We start from the raw sequence: 19,178 nt of genomic DNA, 5'->3' as shown, positions 1-19,178 counted from the left end.
TAATCACCTAAAACCAAAAATATGAAATCGTTGATTTCTGTAGAAAATAAAATTATTGTTATTAGTGGCGCAACAGGCGTTCTGGGCGAATCTATGACTCGCTCACTGGCCCGATGCGGTGCTCACGTGGTAATTTTAGGGCGTAATAAAGACAAAGTTAATACCTTAGTAAACAGTATTAGAAAGGAGGGGCAAAAAGTTACTGGTGTTGTGGCAGATGTCACTAATAAAGAAGCACTAAATCATGTTAAAGATGAGATTGCTGAGCATTTAGGTTATATAGATGTTTTAATTAATGCAGCAGGAGGCAATATGGCCGGTGCTTTAATTATGCCTGAACAAACATTAGCAGACGCAGACTTAGAGCAGATGCGCAAGGTGATCGATTTGAATTATATAGGAACTTTTTTGCCTACTCAAATTTTCCTCCCGTTGTTAGAAAAATCGGTAAAGGCTAGTGTCATTAATATTTCTTCTGTAGCAGCACACTTACCTTTAACTAGGGTAATGGGTTATGCTTCGGCAAAATCAGCCATTGAAAATCTTACGCAGTTTTTAGCAGTAGAATTTGCACAAAAGCAAGAAAACCCAGTTCGGGTAAATGCTTTAGCTCCAGGTTTTTTCTTAACAGAACAGAATCGAGATTTATTAACTAATAAGGATGGTAGTCTTACTAATCGTGGGGAGAAAATCATAGCGCATACACCGCTGGGTAAATTTGGTGATCCCGAAGATTTAAATGGAGCTATACATTGGCTTTGTAGTGATGCTGCAAGCTTTGTAACTGGTACGGTTGTTACTGTAGATGGTGGTTTTAAAGTTTTTGCTGGTGTTTGATGCTATATTTTAGTTTCTATTGTGAATTTGACAGATACAAATAAAGAATGTTTTCGTTATAAAAAATTAAAGAAATGATTCAGACAATGAGATGGTATGGGCCTAAAGATTCTGTATCCCTACGAGATATTAGACAAGCAGGCGCAACTGGTGTAGTACACGCAATGCATGAAATTAAAAATGGAGAAATCTGGACTCTTGAAGCGCTTGAAAAACGTAAAGCCGAAATAAACGCAGAGGGTCTAGACTGGCATGTGGTAGAAAGTTTACCTGTTACCGAACCTATAAAAACCCGTACAGGAGTATTTGAGCAGCACATTGAAAATTATAAAGTATCACTTCAGAATTTGGGAAAAATAGGTGTAAATGTGGTGTGCTATAATTTCATGCCAGTTTTAGATTGGACACGTACACAACTCACATTTCCTTTGAAAAATGGAGCCACAGCATTACGTTTTGATTGGGCGCTTTTAGCCGCTTTTGATTGTTTTATACTTAAGCGTAAAGATGCCGAGAAAGACTATAAGGAGTCTATAATGGTCGATGCAAAACAATTTATGGACACAGCTTCTAATGTAGAAAAAAGAAAATTAGAGAGCGCAATAGTTGCCGGCCTTCCGGGAGCAGAAGAGGGGTATACTTTAAATGCTTTTCAAGAAGCTTTAGATAACTATGCAGCTATTGATGAGACTAAAGCACAAGAGCATTTAAAGCTCTTTTTAAATGCAGTTTTACCTACTGCAGAACAAGCAGGTGTAGCGATGGCCATACATCCTGATGATCCGCCACATGTTTTTTTTGGATTGCCACGTATTATGAGCAAGGCTTCAGACGTTGCCCGTTTACTGAAAGATAATAATAGTGCTTTTAATGGAATAACATTTTGTACTGGCTCATTTGGTGCTCGAGCAGATAACGATTTGGTACAAATGGTTAAAGACTATGGAAGTCATATTCATTTTATTCATTTACGCAGTACCAAATGTGAAGCTAACGGCAGTTTTTATGAAGATAATCATCTAGAAGGTGACGTACCAATGCCGGCTGTGATTTATGAATTACAAGAGATAGAGATGCAACGCAGCAAACAACTACCGATGCGTCCTGATCATGGGCATCAAATGCTTGATGATCTAAAAAAACCTTTAGCACATCCTGGTTATACTGCTATTGGCCGTTTAAAAGGGCTTGCAGAATTACGTGGTGTTATTGCCGGAATCCAATTTATGCAAAGTAGATAGTAACTATCATCAATCACCCCCAAAGCAATAATCCCCTTATTTTAAATTTATTTTAAAGCCTGCATTAACTTTGCCGTTGGTTTAATTTTACTTTTTACCCAGGCTAATAATAATTATTACCTTACTTATTTTTAGAATATGATTTTAATAATTGGAGCAGGTTTGAGCGGTTTATTAACCGCATATCGTTTACAGCAAAAGGGAATTGCCTTTAAAATTCTTGAAGCTAGAGAGCGTGTGGGTGGCAGAATACATACTTCCTATGACCAGTTAGACACCCCAGTTGAGCTAGGCGCTACATGGTTTGGAGAGCAGCACGTAAATCTGAAAGATTTACTTAACGAACTAGATTTAGATTATTTTGAGCAGTATATGTCAGGAACGGTTTTTTTTCAGCCTTTTTCGACATCGCCTGCGCAATCTATACAAATACCAAATCAGCCGGCGAGCTATCGAATTTCAGGTGGTTCTTCAACTTTGATTAACGCATTATATTACAAATTTAACAAAGCAGACATTCTTCTCAATCAAACTGTAAAAGAGATAAAATTTCACCTTGATAAAGTAGAAGTGGTTGCCAATGAAACTTTTACTGCCAGCAAAATAGTTCTTGCGTTACCTCCCAAATTAATCGTAAACCGTATTGATTTTATGCCCTGCTTACCAGATTTAGTCTGCCAAACCGCAAGGCATACACACACGTGGATGGAAGACTCTATAAAAGTTGCGCTTACGTTTGAGGAGCCATTTTGGGAACAACAACAAATCTCAGGAACTTTATTTAGTAATACTGGGCCTATTACAGAGTTCTACGACCACTGTGATCATAAGCGATCTAAATATGCTTTATGCGGTTTTATGAATGGTTCCTATATGGTATTGGATCCGGCAGAACGTCAGTCGCGGGTTTTAAATCAGCTAATTGCTGTTTTTGGTGAGGCAATTACCCAATTTATATCCTACAAAGAATGTATTTGGGCACACGAGGCATTTACATATGAACCTTCCCAGACTCCTTTATTTCCACATCAGAATAATGGGAATCCTATCTATAATGATATTCTGTTTGACGACAGACTTTATTTAACCGGCTCTGAAACCAGTCCTCAGTTTCCGGGTTATATGGATGGAGCAGTATACGCGGCAAATCTTACTGCTCAAAAGCTAATTGAGAGCAAAGACAATTAGAAATAAATTCGTCCTCATCAGTTCTACTTTGGCGGGCTAAAAGAAACATTACAGATACAAATTGGGTTAATTAAAATTTCAATTTTCTTTATAACTGTTTCGACTTAATATTTTTAGTTTCGATGGAAACAATGATATATGAAACCTTCATTTTGTCGAATCTGAAGTGCTATTTTGTAATTTACATCGATTTTTTTCGACTATATAACGGTAATTATAAACTTATAAAATGACACCAAACACGATGAAGGTAGAAATATGGAGTGATATCATGTGTCCGTTTTGCTACATTGGGAAACGTAATTTTGATAAGGCTTTAAAACAGTTTTCACACCGAGATAATATAGAAGTAATCTGGAAAAGTTTTTCTCTTGCTCCAGATCTAAAAACGAATACTGAAATTAACAGTCTTCAGTATTTAAAAGAACGCAAAGGGATGACAGACAGCCAGGCGCAAGATGCTATTGAGCATGTTACCGCATATGCAAAATCTACAGGACTTGACTTTGATTACAATAAGGTGGTTGTTGCCAATACACAAAGAGGGCATCAGCTAATACATTTAGCTGCACATAACGGACTTCAGAATCAAATGAAAGAACGTTTGCTTAAAGCTTATTTTATTGAAGGTTTTAATATTGATGCTACTGATGTTCTTGTTAAGCTAGGTCTTGAAATGGGGTTAACAGAAGAAGATATTCAAACTGAATTACGTGAAGAGAATTTTCTGCCCTATATAGAACAAGATATTGCAGAAGCTCAAAAACTGGGAGTTAACGGTGTACCTTTTTTCGTCTTTGACCGAAAATATGCTGTATCAGGAGCTCAACCAGAGGAGCAATTCAGTAATGTTTTAGATCAAGCATATAGCGAATGGTACGCAAGCCAGGACACGTTAGCTTATGATGTAATGCAAGGCCAAAGTTGTGATGCTAGTGGCGATTGTTGCTAATTGCTATTAAAAGATTATAAAACTCCCGTATTTTTAATATGGGAGTTTTTTTATGTAGAAACCTAGTGAAAATATACTATCAGATAATCCTTGCTGGTTTTTTGATTTAGGTATTTGGATGAAAATCTACTATTTTATTTCTTAAACAGAATTCGCATCATATAACGATTCTATTTAAATTGTAGTTATATATTGAATGCTCTTAAACAAACTATATGAACGGGCGATCTCAGGTTGCACTTATACTTTTAGCTATTTGCTTATGCAGTCTTTTTTCTTGTACCCAACACTCAGATAAAAAGTTACGTATAGCCACAGCGGCAAATATGCAATTTGCTATTCAGCAGTTAACAGCAGATTTTACAGCTAGAACAGGAATTGAATGCGAACTTGTTATAAGTTCGTCAGGTAAGTTAACTGCCCAAATTAAAGAGGGCGCTCCTTATGATCTATTTGTAGCAGCAGACATGAATTACCCACAGGCAATTTATGAAGCAGGTTTTGCACAACAAAAACCAGAAGTATATGCCTACGGCAAATTGGTACTTTGGTCTTATAACGATGATTCATTACCACTATTACGTATGCTTACAGATTCTACAATAAAGCATATAGCAATTGCTAATCCGCGTACAGCACCTTATGGGAGTGCAGCTATTGCTGTTTTAAACGCACAAAAATTATACGACAGCATTAGTCATAAATTAGTATTTGGAGAAAGTATCTCTCAGACTAATCAATTTATAACTTCTGGCGCTGCAGATATAGGTTTTACAGCTTTAGCAGTAGTAAAATCTACTAATTTTAAAAATAAAGGCAATTGGGCAGTTATCGATCAAAGTTTATACGATCCTATCGCCCAAGGTGTAGTTATTTTAAAAAGGGATAAGAAATTTGAAAAAGATGCTCAGGCTTTTTATTCTTATCTTTTCTCTGCGGAAGGACAAAATATTCTCAAAGATTTTGGATATTCGGTAGATGAATAATTTTGAAGGGTTCATAAAAACGGTCCACGTAAATGGAAACTTATCAATAGTTGATATTGAGGTTACTTCAGATATATTAATGAAAGCAATTATCATTGATACTCCGGAAACGGCTTCCTACTTGAAGAGTAATGCAAAGGTGAGTATCCTATTTAAAGAAACTGAAGTAATAATAGGTTTAGGAGATCAAAGTGGTATTAGTTTACAAAATAAAATCCCTGCAGTAATTACGTGCGTAGAAAGCGGAAACTTGCTCTGTAAATTAGATCTCAAGTCTGATGCAGGTATTTTCACGGCAATTATAAGTGCGGCAGCTGCTGTGGCTCTTAATTTAAAAGTTGAAGACGAGGTGACTGCGATGATAAAGTTAAACGAAGTAATGCTACGTAGTTTATGAATTGGGAACCGCTAATCCTTACTTTTCAACTGGCACTGGTAGTTACCTTAATTTTACTTCTGGTCGCCACGCCTATCGCCTACTGGTTAAGTCATACAAAATCTCGTCTCAAACCTGTTATAGAAACATTGGTAAGTATGCCACTGGTATTACCACCTACCGTAATAGGTTTTTACTTTTTAATCGCATTTAGTCCCAATTCGGGTTTAGGATCTTGGCTCAATGCTATTTTCGGATTAAAATTGGTATTTTCTTTTACGGGTCTGGTAATAGCTTCCGTTATTTATAGCTTACCATTTATGGTACATCCCTTACAATCTGGCTTAAGCTCCATTTCAAAATCGATTACCGAGGCTTCATATGTTATGGGAAAGTCTAAATGGCAAACGCTTTTCAAAATTCAGTTGCCACAGATAAAACCTGCAATTCTTACCGGTATAGTATTATCTTTTGCACACACAGTAGGGGAGTTTGGCGTTGTTTTGATGATAGGAGGAAACATACCGGGTAGAACTAAAGTAGCTTCCATTGCAATTTATGATGAGGTTGAAGCACTCAATTATGATGCAGCCAATTATTACTCACTCATACTTTTTGCTATCACATTTTCTATACTTCTTGTGGTTTATCTCGTAAACGGAAACCTCTTAAAAGGCATCGTTAAATGATACAAATCGATCTTAATAAAAGACTTCAGGCGGCAGAAGGCGAGATGCTTTTAAAACTGAAAATTGATATTGAAAAAGGCGAATTTGTAACATTATACGGAGCTTCAGGAGTGGGTAAAACATCTACTCTACGTATCATAAGTGGATTACTCAATCCAGATGTCGGAAAGATTATAGTAAACGATGAAGTTTGGTTTGACCAGTCCAAAAAAATAAATCTGTCACCTCAAAAGCGAAAAGTAGGTTATGTCTTTCAGGATTATGCATTGTTTCCGCATATGACCGTGTTAGAAAATTTAAAGTTCGCACAAATAAAAAAGGATGGAACCAAGGCAATAACCAGTCTCATCGAATTGATGGAATTAGGCCAATTGCAAAATCGTAATCCCGAGACTTTAAGCGGTGGTCAAAAACAGCGTGTGGCTTTAGCTCGTGCTCTGGTACAGCAACCAGAAATTTTACTCCTTGATGAACCACTTGCCGCGTTAGATACCACCATTAGGTATAAATTACAGGAATATCTCAAGCAAATTCATTCGGAATTTAAATTAACTACGATTCTTATTTCTCACGATGTAAGCGAAATTGTAAAACTTGCAGACCGGGTTATCTGTTTAGAAGATGGGAAAATTATAAATCAAGGAACACCAGAACATGTTTTTATCAATCAAAACCTTAGTGGAAAATTTAAATTTACTGGTGAGGTTCTTAAAGTGAGTAACGAAGAATTGATAAGTATTGTAACTGTTCGTATCCACACCGAAGTTGTGAAGGTTGTGGTGCAACCCAAAGAAGCACAAAATCTTAATGTGGGTGATAAAGTGCTCGTAGTTTCGAAAGCCTTTAATCCATTGCTTTATAAACTAGAAGGGTAGAACACTATCTTTTTTGTGATATAAAGTAATATGTAATACTGGAATATATTTATCTCAAGAGGTAAGTATTGGAGTTGCGTTAAATAACATAAAACAAAAAATCCTGCTTTGATAAAGCAGGATTTTTGTTTTTATTTCGGTCATTAATTAAAAGGCAAAGCCTAAAGTAAATAATAATCGGTTTGATTCATCGCTCATATAATAACCCACATTTGCAGTAAGTGCTTTGAATCCATTTATAAAAACAGATCCACCATAGCTATTGTGCCATTTTTGAGAATTGTCGTCTTCTACCCATACACGTCCATAATCGAATCCTGCTGAAACACCGATACGAAGCGGTATAAAATTTGTTTTTATTTCAGAAAGACCTACACGTAAATCGGTACTTTGATAAAAAGCAGTCTCACCATTAAAGCGTTCATTACGGAAGCCTCGTAAACTTTGATTTCCACCTAGTGTTGCACCGTGGTAAAACTCATAATCGCCTCCAAAATTCATATGCGCGCCTACTTTCGTAGCTAATACCGCCATTCCGCTTGGGTGTAATGGGAAATCTACAGATAGAGTAGGTTTTAAATATGTAAACTCATTATTATACTCATCAATATTGGTTTTATAACCGGCAACTAAGTCAAATTGATATCCACGTCTTATAAACGCAATCTCACCTGTTTTATTTTTGTACTGAAAACTAGCTTCTGCACCGGCATAGGTTTGATTATTAAAAACATCATTTGTAGGATCAAACGATGCTGGCGTAGTAACGTCGCCGGTAACATTATTTAGATCGTAATTAACATTTAAAGCTTCAATACCACCACCTATACTAACCTGCACGTGATCGCCTCGGTATTTTAGTGATGGTTTTACGCTCCACTGTTTAATCTGAATTCGGTTAAAATCACGATCTCTTAAATCATCATCATACGTAGTTTCGTTACCAATTCCGAAGTAATTAATAGCATAATTCGGACTTGTATAGCGTGCATCTAATGCAAAATTCCAGTTGTAAAATACGTGAGCAAATTCTCCCGAATACATAAACTCAAATCCACTCGTTGCAGAATAAAATTTAGCAGTTAATGATTGTTGAGTTTTAAATGGGTTGTTAGCTAATCCATAGGTAGTATAGGTATCTTTAACGCCTACTTTAAATCCTGCGTCAGGATCAAAACCTATACTTGGAAAAACAGTATTTGCATCAAGCTTACGAGAAGCATCATTATAGTTATTTATGGTATAACTATCAACTAGCCATTTATTTGTACGATCATTTACAAAAGTGTTTTTCTTACTTTTATAGTCATACACTTTAGCACGTTTTGTATTTTCAAAATCATATATATCATTGTTTTCCCCACCTAATATTTTAAGCGGAATGTAATGATCTCCAGTACCGGTGATTTTAAAAGTATCTTCATCGTCTAGGCCATAAATCCACAGTTCTTTAGTTAAGTCTTTATTGTAAGTTCTTTCAAAAACTATATCTTCTGAAGTGGTCAACTTAACTGTAGTTTCTCCATTTTCTTTTCTTGTAATTAAAAAATCATCTTTTTCGCTGGTACCCGTAATTATTTGATGACTCATTAAATACTCATAATAACGTTTTGCTATGTTCATAAGATTATCTCGGCGCTCTTTTAAACTAGTTTTTATAGAAGTGATGCTCTCATCTTGAGCTGCTTCTGGTAAAGTTTTGAAAGCTGCTTCGATCGTCTCATCAGTTAAATTTTCTTGAATAAAACTTACTTGCTCCTCCCATTCTTCCCAGGTGATTTCTTTTAAGAATGCCTGATCAAGAGGATAGGCGTATCTACTCATCCACTTTACACTATTTACGTCACCATCATATTTTTCCATAGATCTAAAGTCGATCATTCCCATTTTTAAAACAGACAGTATTAATCCGTCATATTTTGGGAATGCTTGATCACGGTCACGTCTTATAGTTTTGTAAGTTTTGGTATCGTTTTCTCCTTCGTATTCTGCCCAACGCCATTGATCGTAATGACGGTCATAATCACCAACAACAAAATCCATTAATCTTACTTTCAGATAATTTCCTTCGTCAACTTGCGTCTTTTTAGACTCACGTGTTTCAGCTAATAAATCTTTAGAACTTATTATATCATCGGCTTCGCCAAAACGTTTGAAGTCCTTATTTTCATCCCCAGCGTGCGCTTCAAACATATATAGTTTGTCGCCATAATCTTCATTGTAAATACCTAACTCTTTTTGCTTTGGTAAATACACAATTTGAGGCTCGGCATTATAAATATCCAGTTTCTCAAAAATGGGATTCAAGGCAAAAGGGGCATAAGGTTGTGCAGTGGTATAAAAATCCTGAACAATATCTTCTGCAATTGTATTTTGCATAAAATCCTCAACGTAATGATCTTTAATTTTTGACTGAATAAAGCGTACTGCACTTTTACGTATTTCACGTACTGTGTATTCGTGCTCATTGTCATCAATAAGACGTAACGAGCGAGACTGATTTCCGCCACCTTCTGAAATGGCACGCACATTATTTGGTAGTTTTGAAAGATTTAAAACCGGAGCTTCAATTTCTTTGCTATATAAGTCACGGTAGTGATTTCCCCATAACATACGGTAAAATCCGCTTTTTTTAGTTTCTTCCTCTGTATAGATTGAAGCTTTATAAGTAGCTCCTAATCTATTAATATCAGGATAATTAAGTGTATCTGGATCGATACGCTCACTTCTTATTTTTTTACTAAATAATTTTTCGGTTGCATTTTGTGAAGTAGCAAAAAATTCTACTTGAGAACTACGATCTTTATAAACTGTAAGTCTTGCAAAACCGTTTGTTTTAGCAGCAAATTCGCCTTCATCTACTTTACGTACATTATCCAGTTTTGCTGAAGCAGCTCCGCTGATAATTTGAGGCACATCGTGGTGTGTTAAATACTGTAAGTTTCGGTCACTTGCTGAAACAAATAGTACGTCAGGAAACATACCTGCAAGTGTTTCTAAAACACCACCTAATTTTTCACGCTGGTTACTATGAAAATCTTCTTTCTTAGTACCACCTATACTTTCTAATAAACTTTGACGAGAATTTGTAGATACCGAATGGTAAATAGCAACAATTACAGTCTTATTTTGCTCATCTTTAAGATCATCCTTAAATTTTGCAATAAAGTCCTCACGGGTTTTTATGTCGCATTTGTTGTTAATATATAAATGATCATCCCAGTCTTCAAGAAACCATTGAGAATCTACCATTAATAATACCGTATTGCTTGTTCCTAAGTCCTCTATTTCTCGTGGACAACCATCGTTAGGCCAAAATTTAACTTTGCTGTTATCTTGAATATATGATTCCATATCATCAAGATTTTCGTGGCCATTTTTATTCCATTCATTTTCACCCGGCATAAAAATAAGATTGCCATTAAAGTTTTCAAGGGGTTGCATTAAACTTTGCTGAAGAAGTTCTTCAGTTTTTTCTCGTTTATCTTTTTTAGGAGAATATCCATTTTTAGTGATATTTCCTAGCGCTACAAAGGTTGCTTTTTTGTCATTTTGTGACATAGCAGTTATAGCTTTTAAAACATCCTGTGCAGGATTTCCGGTTTGAAGTTCTGTATTTCCGGTAAAGTAAAAAACTTGTTCAATTTCTTTGTTTTGAGCAAAGCCAAGCTGGCTTAAACCAATTAAAAGAAATAATAATGTACTGGCTTTACTTACAAATGCGGTTGGTGCAGGTGCGTATTTCTGAATCATATGGAGGTCGTGAAAATTTTAAAAACCGAAAGTATATTAAAATTTTCTATGCCTATTAACTTTTAACCCTATATAACACTGTTTTAATGAAGTGTTAAGAGTTTTTAATTGTCTACGACCTTATGATGTACTATTTAGTCGGCAAATTATAGATTAATGGACTATCAATAGAAAGTTAATCAAAGGTGACTTCCATAATAGTTGCTACTCCATTTGCAGCTTCATTAGCAATATATAGTTTACCGTCAGGACTAAAAGTTATTCCTTCGGGTTGCGCAAAATGAAACTTATTAAGTTGGTGTAAATCTTTAAATGTTCCGCTTGCGCTAAGAATTAGAAGTTTTGGGTTTTTACCATCTACAATATAATAATCCCCGCTTTTTGGATGAATGGCAATATCTGATGGATTGAACGTCTTCTCTGCCTTTTTCTTTTGGAAAGAGGCAAAAGCTTCGGCATTCATATCAATTTTTATAACGGGTGATTTTTTTTGAATTTTGGTTGCTATAGGTATTTCATAAAGTCCTTTAAAATTCTTTTCCTTTAGATCTTCATCTTTCGATACGGTAATTAGATTTTTAGTTTTTGGATTATAGGTCAGACTTTCCAGATTGTTGTCTTCGTTAAAAGGTGTATCAAAATGGCTTACGCTTATCGAATCGCTCATAAAATTTAGGACCTCATAGATACGCCCATCACTGCGCAATACGTAGGCATCAGTATCATTTAAAGCAACTCCTTCATAATCTCCGGCTTCAGAAAATTGTACATCAAAAACAATTTCTTCTGTTTTTAAATTGTAATTGTAGATTACCCCTTCTTCATCTTGAATGCAGGCTAGAATCGAGTCATTAATCCAGGCGATACCGCTAACTTCATTGAGTAATTCTGGAAGTTCCCAGGTTTTCACAAGATTGTAAGTTGCATTTTCAAGAATCTCCTTTTCTTCAGAAATAGATTTTTTATAAAATGCATAAGACAAAATGCCAGAAAAGCATAATGCGCCAATAATTACGTAGTGCGCAAGATATTTCATAATAGGGGTTTCAATTTTTACTATGGGTAACTGAGTAAAGCTATAAAATCAATAGCGATAGCATAGCGGCTTTAAAATAACTTTAAACTTTAGGTTTTCACAAGAAGTCTCAACGCATGTATTTCATATAAATTATAAAATATTTAATTCGATTTTTAAAAAGGGCAACTTATATTGCCGGTCTAACCAAATAATAGCTTTATGGCCTCAGGATTTTTTGCGCTTTTAGACGATATAGCAACCTTAATGGATGATGTTGCAGTAATGAGTAAAGTCGCCGGAAAAAAAACAGCAGGAATTCTAGGAGATGATCTGGCGGTAAATGCAGAGAAGGCATCAGGTTTTATGTCTTCAAGAGAATTGCCGGTACTATGGGCAATTACTAAAGGTTCATTATTAAATAAAATCATCATACTGCCGGTCGCATTTGTGCTCAGCGCATTTGTTCCTACAGCTATTACGGTCATTTTAATTTTAGGCGGACTCTATCTTGCCTATGAAGGAGCAGAAAAAATTTATGAGTTTATCTTTCCGCACGCTCATAAATCTGAAAAACCAGCGCTAGAAGAACTTTCAGAAGAAGAGATTTTAAGTCGTGAAAAGGAAAAGATAAAATCTGCAATTCTTACCGATTTTATATTGTCTGTTGAAATTGTAATTATCGCATTAGGAACTGTAGCTGAAGAAGAATTAACCATGCAAATCATAGTGGTGAGCATCATCGCACTTATAGCTACTATAGGGGTTTACGGTATTGTAGCCCTAATTGTGAGAATGGACGAATTTGGAGCAAAATTAATTGCTCTTAATGAAGAAGATAACAGCTTTTCAGATAAAATAGGAAGATTACTTGTTAATGCGCTGCCGTGGGTTATTAAGAGTCTGGGAGTTATAGGTACCATTGCATTGTTACTTGTCTCTGGAGGAATTTTTTCTCATAATATCCATTTCTTTCACGATTTCTTGGAAAGTCTTCCAAGTATGCTAGTCGAATTTTTACTGGGACTTGTAATTGGCTTTCTGGTTTTACTTCTTGTAATGGGAGGAAAAAAAGTATGGAAGTCTGTAAAAGCATAAATTATTTTAATTAAAATATACTGAAATGCCACATATAGTACTTAAAAGCTTTCCATTAACTGAAGAAGAAAGAGTAGCTGTAACCACTGCTTTATCTCAGGCATTACAACAATCTTTAGGTAAATCTGAAGCGTCAATTTCTATCGCAATAGAGGAAGTCTCTAAAGAAGATTGGAATGAAACAGTATATCAACCTGAAATTTTACCCAACTTAGAAAAACTGACTAAAAAGCCGGGATATTCTTATTAGAAATTCCATAATTCCGCAATCTTCCAACCTTTAAAACAATTTGTTTTTAGCAGAATTTTTTCTCTTTCTTTTTATAAAAGTAAGACGGGTTACTTATGCTACAAACTAAGTAGAGCAAATCCCTCAAAATGGTTGGCTCGTACGTGGAGCCACTATTCTTAAAGTGGGAGATCGATTAACTCAATTAGATATCAATTCAAAAAATTTGGTTTATATCAGTAATGGATCGGGTACTGAAGATAGTTTAACCTTATCTGCTCGTGATCGTGCGGGTGCAAGTCTGGACCCATTTAACATTGCTATTAGCATTCTATAGAACCAAGCTTTGTAGATTTTAAAATCGCCTGCATTATAACCTAATTGTTATTTAATGCAGGCGATTTCTGTTTATCAACTTCTTTGAAACCAATTTTCTAGGATCTCATTTGCTTAAACCTTTAGATTTATGATTAAATAGAACTATAAATTACCACCTATATAAGTGGTTAATACTTTTATTAATAAGGTGTTATTCTATAATCATAGTTGTTGTTTTAAGCAGAAATGGTTAGTTCGGTGCGATATTATTCCTAAAAGAGATATCTTTTCCTATTGAATTACATTAACCCCTAACCATCACATAAATTTTATGGTAGCTCTAGAAATACTCGATTATGCTATTATCATCAGCTTTTTTGCAATCACTTTAATTATTGGGCTGCTAGTCGCAAAGAAATCAGGTAAAAGTTCTTCTGAGTATTTTTTATCGGGTAGAAATATGCCGTGGTGGTTGCTGGGAATATCGATGGTAGCTACTACATTTTCTACAGACACGCCTAACTTAGTTACTGATATTGTTCGGAATCAAGGAGTAAGTGGTAACTGGGTATGGTGGGCTTTTCTAATTACGGGTTTACTTACCGTTTTTGTTTATGCCAAGTTGTGGCGAAAATCTGGCGTAAATACAGATATCGAGTTTTACGAATTACGTTATGGCGGGAAACCAGCTAAGTTTTTACGTGGGTTTAGGGCAATTTATCTAGGTGTGGTATTTAATGTACTCGCAATGAGTGCGGTGACACTTGCAGCGATAAAAATAGGTCAGATTATGCTGGGGTTGAGTCCGTTAGAAACAATTGGTTATGCGGGATTAGTTACTGTTATTTTTAGTACAATTGGCGGTTTTAAAGGTGTGGTATATACCGATTTCATCCTTTTTTTCGCCGCTATGGCTGGCGGAATAGGAGCAGCTTACTACTGCGTTAACTTACCAGAGGTAGGCGGCATGGGCGAATTAATGACACATCCACTAGTAATTGATAAGCTGGCAATTCTACCAGATTTTGACGATACCAGTTTAGTAATTACACTTCTAATTATTCCACTTGCAGTACAATGGTGGAGTGCGTGGTATCCCGGAGCCGAACCCGGTGGTGGTGGATATATCGCACAGCGTATGCTAGCTGCAAAAGATGAAAATCACGCTATAGGAGCGACATTCTTTTTTAATGCTTTGCATTATGCTTTACGCCCGTGGCCGTGGATTTTAGTTGCCTTAGCTTCATTAGTAGTTTATCCCGATATCGCGAGTATCCACGAAGCATTTCCAAATATTGTTGAGAGTAAACTAGGAGACGATTTAGCCTATTCTGCAATGCTAACCAAATTACCTACCGGATTATTGGGATTGGTAATGGCATCTCTAATTGCCGCATACATGTCTACTATATCGACGCATTTAAACTGGGGATCCTCGTATGTGGTGAATGATTTTTATGCGCGCTATGTAAAAAAAGAAGCCTCACAAAAAGAGCTGGTAAACGTTGGGCGAATTTCTACCGTACTATTAATGGTGGTGAGCTCAGCGCTGGCGCTAGTACTTACAAATGCGTATCAATTATTCAATATCATTTTGATGTTTGGTGCTGGTACAGGATTGATATTTATTCTACGGTGGTTTTGGTGGCGAATTAATGCGTGGAGTGAAATCTCTGCAATGTTCTCATCAGGAGTAATTTCAATCTTATTTAATTTTAGTCCGTTGGGTTTGGTGTTATTTGGTACCAACCAAGAAGATGGGTTGCTCCCTAACTGGTCAACGTATCCATTAGTGGTATTGTTAACTACGGTGGTTTGGGTTGCGGTTACTTTTTTAACCAAACCTGAAAAAGACACAACTTTATTCGATTTCTACAAACAAACACAACCCGGCGGCCCGGGATGGCAGCGTATAATTAACAGAGCAAAATTACAAGGCCATACGCTTATTACTAATACTCAAAAATGGTCTGTACCTGCGGGCATATTAGCCACATTAGTAGGTTGTATCACTATATATGGAGCTCTTTTTAGCACTGGATATTGGATATATGGATATTTTACCCAGGCAACTATTCTTACAGCCCTTACCCTTATTTCCATTCTTACTTTAGTTAAACTTTGGAAACGCGTTAAATCCAGTATTTTTTAAGAATTTAGAGTCAATCTGCTATCGATATCAACTAAGCGAATATCCTTTACAATTAGTTAGAAAGTCTCCTTATTTTAATGAGACTTTTTTTTTGGTTTACGTTTCAATTTCATATTTGCACAGAACACTGTTGGTAAATGCTCTGTTATCAAAAAGTAAAAAGAGCGTTAAGAGAAGGGTTCATGTTAAAAACTAACATTTGAGGAAAAGTTGCTAATATATTTTCGCCGGTAATTAATTCAACTATCCACAAATGAAAAAAATTACCAGTCACCGCACTTTATTTAAAGATCGGTTTTTAATCAAATTTTTAAGCACAACCCTGCTTTTGCTTGTGTTTGCATCAAACTTGTTAGCCCAATCGACTAACACAAAAATCAAAGGAACAGTATTAGATAATACCGGTATTCCGCTTATGGGAGCCGAAATTATAGTAACAAATACATCTACCGGTTTTGTATTTGGTGCAGTTGCAAACGAAGACGGAGAGTTCTCTTTAAATCAATTACCATTAGGTGGCCCTTATAAAGTAAATGCCAGATATATGGGTTTTCAAGAGGTAGTAAAAGAAAACATTACACTTAACTTAAGTGATGTTGTTGTATTGGATTTTATACTACAAGAGGAATCCACTTCGCTAGACGCTGTAACGATCAAAGCGACTAATCTTACAAAACGTATCGATCAATTAGGAGCATCTACAAAAATAAGCAGTACTCAAATAAAAAACCTTCCTACTGAAGGTAGAAACTTTACAAACTTAACCAGTCTTTCTCCACTTCAGGGTGGTGGTTCTATAAATCTGGGAGGACAGCGTAGATCCTCTACAAATGTTACTATTGATGGGGTTAACTTTAGAAATCAGCTTACAGCGGGTGAAGTAGGGCAAGGGCCTTATACCATATCACTAGAAGCCATTCGTGAATTTGAAGTAAGTACAAATGATTATAATGTTACTCAAGGTCGCCAGGGAGGTGGAGCAATAACATCGGTAACAAAATCGGGTACCAATGAATTTACAGGAAGCACTTTTTTCTATCACCGAGCAGATGCTTTACAAAGTAATTACAATATACAAGGAGAGCGAAGAGAAGCCGATTTTTATAATTCGCAATATGGTCTGAGTTTAGGAGGTCCGCTTGTAAAAGACAAGTTGCATTTCTTTTTGGTTTATGAACGTCAAGATGCCGGAAATCCGTTGAGTATTGCAGATATACAAAGTGATGACGATGCAAATCGTCTGGGAATTACACAAGCCAATTTAGATCGTTTTTTACAGATAAGTAGAGATAGCTACGGGTTGGGCAATCAGCAACAAATAGGACAATTTGATAGAGAAACTCACGCAAATAATTTATTTGTACGTTTAGATTGGCAGATTAATAACAAGCACACGCTTACACTTAGAAATTTATTTAATAAATGGGAAAACCCAATGAGCGTGAGTGATAATAGCAATATCGAAATTGCAGAAACCTATTCTGATTTTGAATCTCAGGAGAACAGTACATTCCTTTCGTTGCGTTCTGTATTTTCGCCAAAAGTAACTAACGAACTAAAATTTCAATATCAACACGCAGAGCGCGCGTATACACCCAGCTCTCAATTACCATCATCAAACATACCTCGTGCAATTGTTCAGGTTGCATCAGAATTGCCTAATGGTTCAAACCGTACGCAAAGTGTACAGTTAGGAGGACAGCGTTACACACCAGAAACTAACGTTGAAAATCAATTTCAAATTAGCAACATTACTTATGTAAATGCAGGTAAGTTTGATTTCACTTTTGGTACAGATAATATGATTACCTCCTTAGAAACTCTACTTTCTAATGAACAAAATGGCCGATTCTTCTTTGATTCGTTAGATGATTTTGCAAATCTAAATCCGTCTCGATACGCACGCGAAGTTCCTCTTCAAGGGTTACCTCTTGTCAAGCAGACTGTTTTAGACCTTTCTCTTTTTGCTCAGGTAGATTTTGATATTACACCAGATTTAGAGTTTACCGGAGGTGTGCGCTGGGATGCAACATATTTTCAGGATGCAGCAGAGTTTAATCCGGTTGTATTTAATGAGCTAGGAATACGCACCGATGAGCGACCTAATGATTATGATAATATTCAGCCTCGTTTTCAACTTACGTGGAATGTAAAAGGAAAAAATAAAGACATTTTAAAATTAGGAGGAGGTATGTTTACTGCACAACCTCATTATTACGCACAGGTAAATAACATACAAAACAGCGGTACGTTACTTGGAGCCATTGATGTTAGTGGTGCTAATGTGCCCGTTCCTAATTTTCCGGGATATCGTGAAGACCCTGCTACAGTACCGGGAATTCCGGCAGGAGCTTCAGCTTTTTCTACAATAAATGCTGTAGCAGATGATTTTGAAGTGCCTACCATTTTTAAAGGAAACCTGAGCTATACACACTTCTTTGGTAATAGATATAGTCTGGGCGTAAATGCGCTGATAAGTCATACTAAAAACAACTATGTCTATCAGGAAACAAACTTGGTAACAACACCTTATTTTGTTACTCCAGAAGGACGACCGGTATTTGTACCTGCTGCTACTATAGGAGAAGATGGCAGAACAGACTGGACGAATTCACGAATATCTGATGAGGTAGGGAGAACTTTAGTCTTAAGACCAGATGGAATTTTAGATAATGCTTCGTTAATTGTTGAAGGATCTGCACGTATTGGCGATGACGGGTATGTAAATGCAAGTGTTACAGTAAACAGAGCAAAAGATAATTCGTCCTACAACTGCTGTGTAGCAAACACATCGACATTTCTACCGGTGACAGGAGATCCCAGAGCGTTGAATTACGGGTATTCAGACAACCAATTTGGAAGCAAGTTTGTTATTAATGGTGCTTCCCCTACTTGGAAAGGTTTTGTATTAGGAGCTACCATTACAGGAACTGGAGGTACCCGTTACAGTCTGATGACAGCTAGTAATACCAGCGCAAATGGTGACTTTAACCTGAGTAACGATATTGCCTACATTTATGATCCCAACGATCCCGCAACTCCACAAGATATCCGTGATGCGTATAACCAGATATTAGCAGATCCTGAGACCTCCTCTGGCTTTAAAGAGTATCTGCGGGAAAGTTTTGGCGGTTTTGCAGAGCGTAATGGTGGTAAAAATCCGTTTTCTGCAACAATCGATTTGCGTTTGCAAAAGAAGTTTACGTTTAAAGGAGCCAAAACACACGCGCTAGAACTGTCTGCAGATGTGTTCAATTTTGCTAATCTTTTAAATAAAGATTGGGGGAATGATAATAATTACGGCAATCGGGATCTTATGCGTATAAACGGCTTTGATTCTACAACACAAGGCTATACCTACGGAGTACAAACAGGAACAGGAACCGAACCTATAAATGGTACACCCTGGAGGTTGCAATTAGGTATGCGCTATTCTTTCAATTAATAAATAAAATTTCAGAGGCTGCAA

General features: G+C 36.3%; 15 protein-coding genes. 13 read left to right on the top strand and 2 right to left on the bottom strand.

Annotation, left to right across the window (positions count from 1 at the left end):
* Positions 1-21 precede the first annotated feature (21 nt).
* From ABVM53_RS02305 to ABVM53_RS02270, 8 genes are all read left to right on the top strand, one after another.
* Positions 22-837 carry an SDR family oxidoreductase gene (locus ABVM53_RS02305; protein ID WP_405328995.1) on the top strand — a complete coding sequence of 272 codons (816 nt, stop codon included), beginning with the start codon at positions 22-24 and terminating at the stop codon, positions 835-837.
* Positions 838-911: 74 nt separating this feature from the next.
* The gene (uxuA, locus tag ABVM53_RS02300) at positions 912-2,078 is read left to right on the top strand and encodes a mannonate dehydratase (protein WP_405328993.1); all 1,167 of its coding nucleotides are present in this window, start codon (positions 912-914) and stop codon (positions 2,076-2,078) included.
* Positions 2,079-2,216: 138 nt separating this feature from the next.
* Positions 2,217-3,266, top strand: coding sequence for a flavin monoamine oxidase family protein (locus ABVM53_RS02295; protein ID WP_405328990.1), 1,050 nt, complete (start codon positions 2,217-2,219; stop codon positions 3,264-3,266).
* Positions 3,267-3,495: 229 nt separating this feature from the next.
* Positions 3,496-4,218 carry a DsbA family oxidoreductase gene (locus ABVM53_RS02290; protein WP_405328988.1) on the top strand — a complete coding sequence of 241 codons (723 nt, stop codon included), beginning with the start codon at positions 3,496-3,498 and terminating at the stop codon, positions 4,216-4,218.
* A gap of 215 nt (positions 4,219-4,433) precedes the next feature.
* Positions 4,434-5,204, top strand: a complete 771-nt coding sequence (modA, locus tag ABVM53_RS02285) for a molybdate ABC transporter substrate-binding protein (protein WP_405328985.1) — start codon at positions 4,434-4,436, stop codon at positions 5,202-5,204.
* The gene (locus ABVM53_RS02280) at positions 5,197-5,601 is read left to right on the top strand and encodes a molybdopterin-binding protein (protein WP_405328982.1); all 405 of its coding nucleotides are present in this window, start codon (positions 5,197-5,199) and stop codon (positions 5,599-5,601) included. Before modA ends, ABVM53_RS02280 begins: the two co-directional genes overlap by 8 nt.
* A complete protein-coding gene (gene modB, locus ABVM53_RS02275) occupies positions 5,598-6,269 on the top strand; it encodes a molybdate ABC transporter permease subunit (protein ID WP_405328979.1) in 672 nt (223 codons plus the stop codon). The genes ABVM53_RS02280 and modB overlap by 4 nt, the downstream gene beginning before the upstream one ends.
* On the top strand, positions 6,266-7,144 hold the full coding sequence (locus tag ABVM53_RS02270; protein ID WP_405328976.1) for a sulfate/molybdate ABC transporter ATP-binding protein: 879 nt from the start codon (positions 6,266-6,268) through the stop codon (positions 7,142-7,144). Before modB ends, ABVM53_RS02270 begins: the two co-directional genes overlap by 4 nt.
* A gap of 147 nt (positions 7,145-7,291) precedes the next feature.
* Here the strand turns inward: ABVM53_RS02270 and ABVM53_RS02265 are convergent, their stop codons facing one another.
* Positions 7,292-10,897 carry a ShlB/FhaC/HecB family hemolysin secretion/activation protein gene (locus ABVM53_RS02265; protein ID WP_405328973.1) on the bottom strand — a complete coding sequence of 1,202 codons (3,606 nt, stop codon included), beginning with the start codon at positions 10,895-10,897 and terminating at the stop codon, positions 7,292-7,294.
* Between the two features lie 175 nt (positions 10,898-11,072).
* The gene (locus ABVM53_RS02260) at positions 11,073-11,933 is read right to left on the bottom strand and encodes an SdiA-regulated domain-containing protein (RefSeq protein ID WP_371457020.1); all 861 of its coding nucleotides are present in this window, start codon (positions 11,931-11,933) and stop codon (positions 11,073-11,075) included.
* 201 nt (positions 11,934-12,134) lie between these two features.
* On the opposite strand from ABVM53_RS02260, the gene ABVM53_RS02255 reads away from it, so the two are divergent.
* The 5 genes from ABVM53_RS02255 (at position 12,135) to ABVM53_RS02235 (ending at position 19,154) form a co-directional block, all read left to right on the top strand.
* Entirely contained in the window at positions 12,135-13,010 is an 876-nt protein-coding gene (locus ABVM53_RS02255; RefSeq protein ID WP_371457021.1) for a DUF808 domain-containing protein, read from the top strand.
* A gap of 25 nt (positions 13,011-13,035) precedes the next feature.
* Positions 13,036-13,260, top strand: coding sequence for a hypothetical protein (locus ABVM53_RS02250; protein ID WP_371457022.1), 225 nt, complete (start codon positions 13,036-13,038; stop codon positions 13,258-13,260).
* A gap of 118 nt (positions 13,261-13,378) precedes the next feature.
* A complete protein-coding gene (locus ABVM53_RS02245; protein ID WP_405330840.1) occupies positions 13,379-13,576 on the top strand; it encodes a cadherin-like domain-containing protein in 198 nt (65 codons plus the stop codon).
* Positions 13,577-13,888: 312 nt separating this feature from the next.
* Positions 13,889-15,709, top strand: coding sequence for a sodium:solute symporter family protein (locus tag ABVM53_RS02240; RefSeq protein ID WP_405328968.1), 1,821 nt, complete (start codon positions 13,889-13,891; stop codon positions 15,707-15,709).
* Positions 15,710-15,962: 253 nt separating this feature from the next.
* Positions 15,963-19,154, top strand: coding sequence for a carboxypeptidase regulatory-like domain-containing protein (locus ABVM53_RS02235; protein ID WP_405328965.1), 3,192 nt, complete (start codon positions 15,963-15,965; stop codon positions 19,152-19,154).
* Positions 19,155-19,178 lie beyond the last annotated feature (24 nt).

Origin of the sequence: Leeuwenhoekiella sp. LLG6367-2.1, assembly GCF_045055775.1 — a bacterium.
GTDB classification, from domain to species: Bacteria; Bacteroidota; Bacteroidia; order Flavobacteriales; family Flavobacteriaceae; genus Leeuwenhoekiella; species Leeuwenhoekiella aequorea.
Note: the sequence above shows the minus strand (reverse complement) of the source record. Positions and strands in the feature narration are given on the sequence as shown.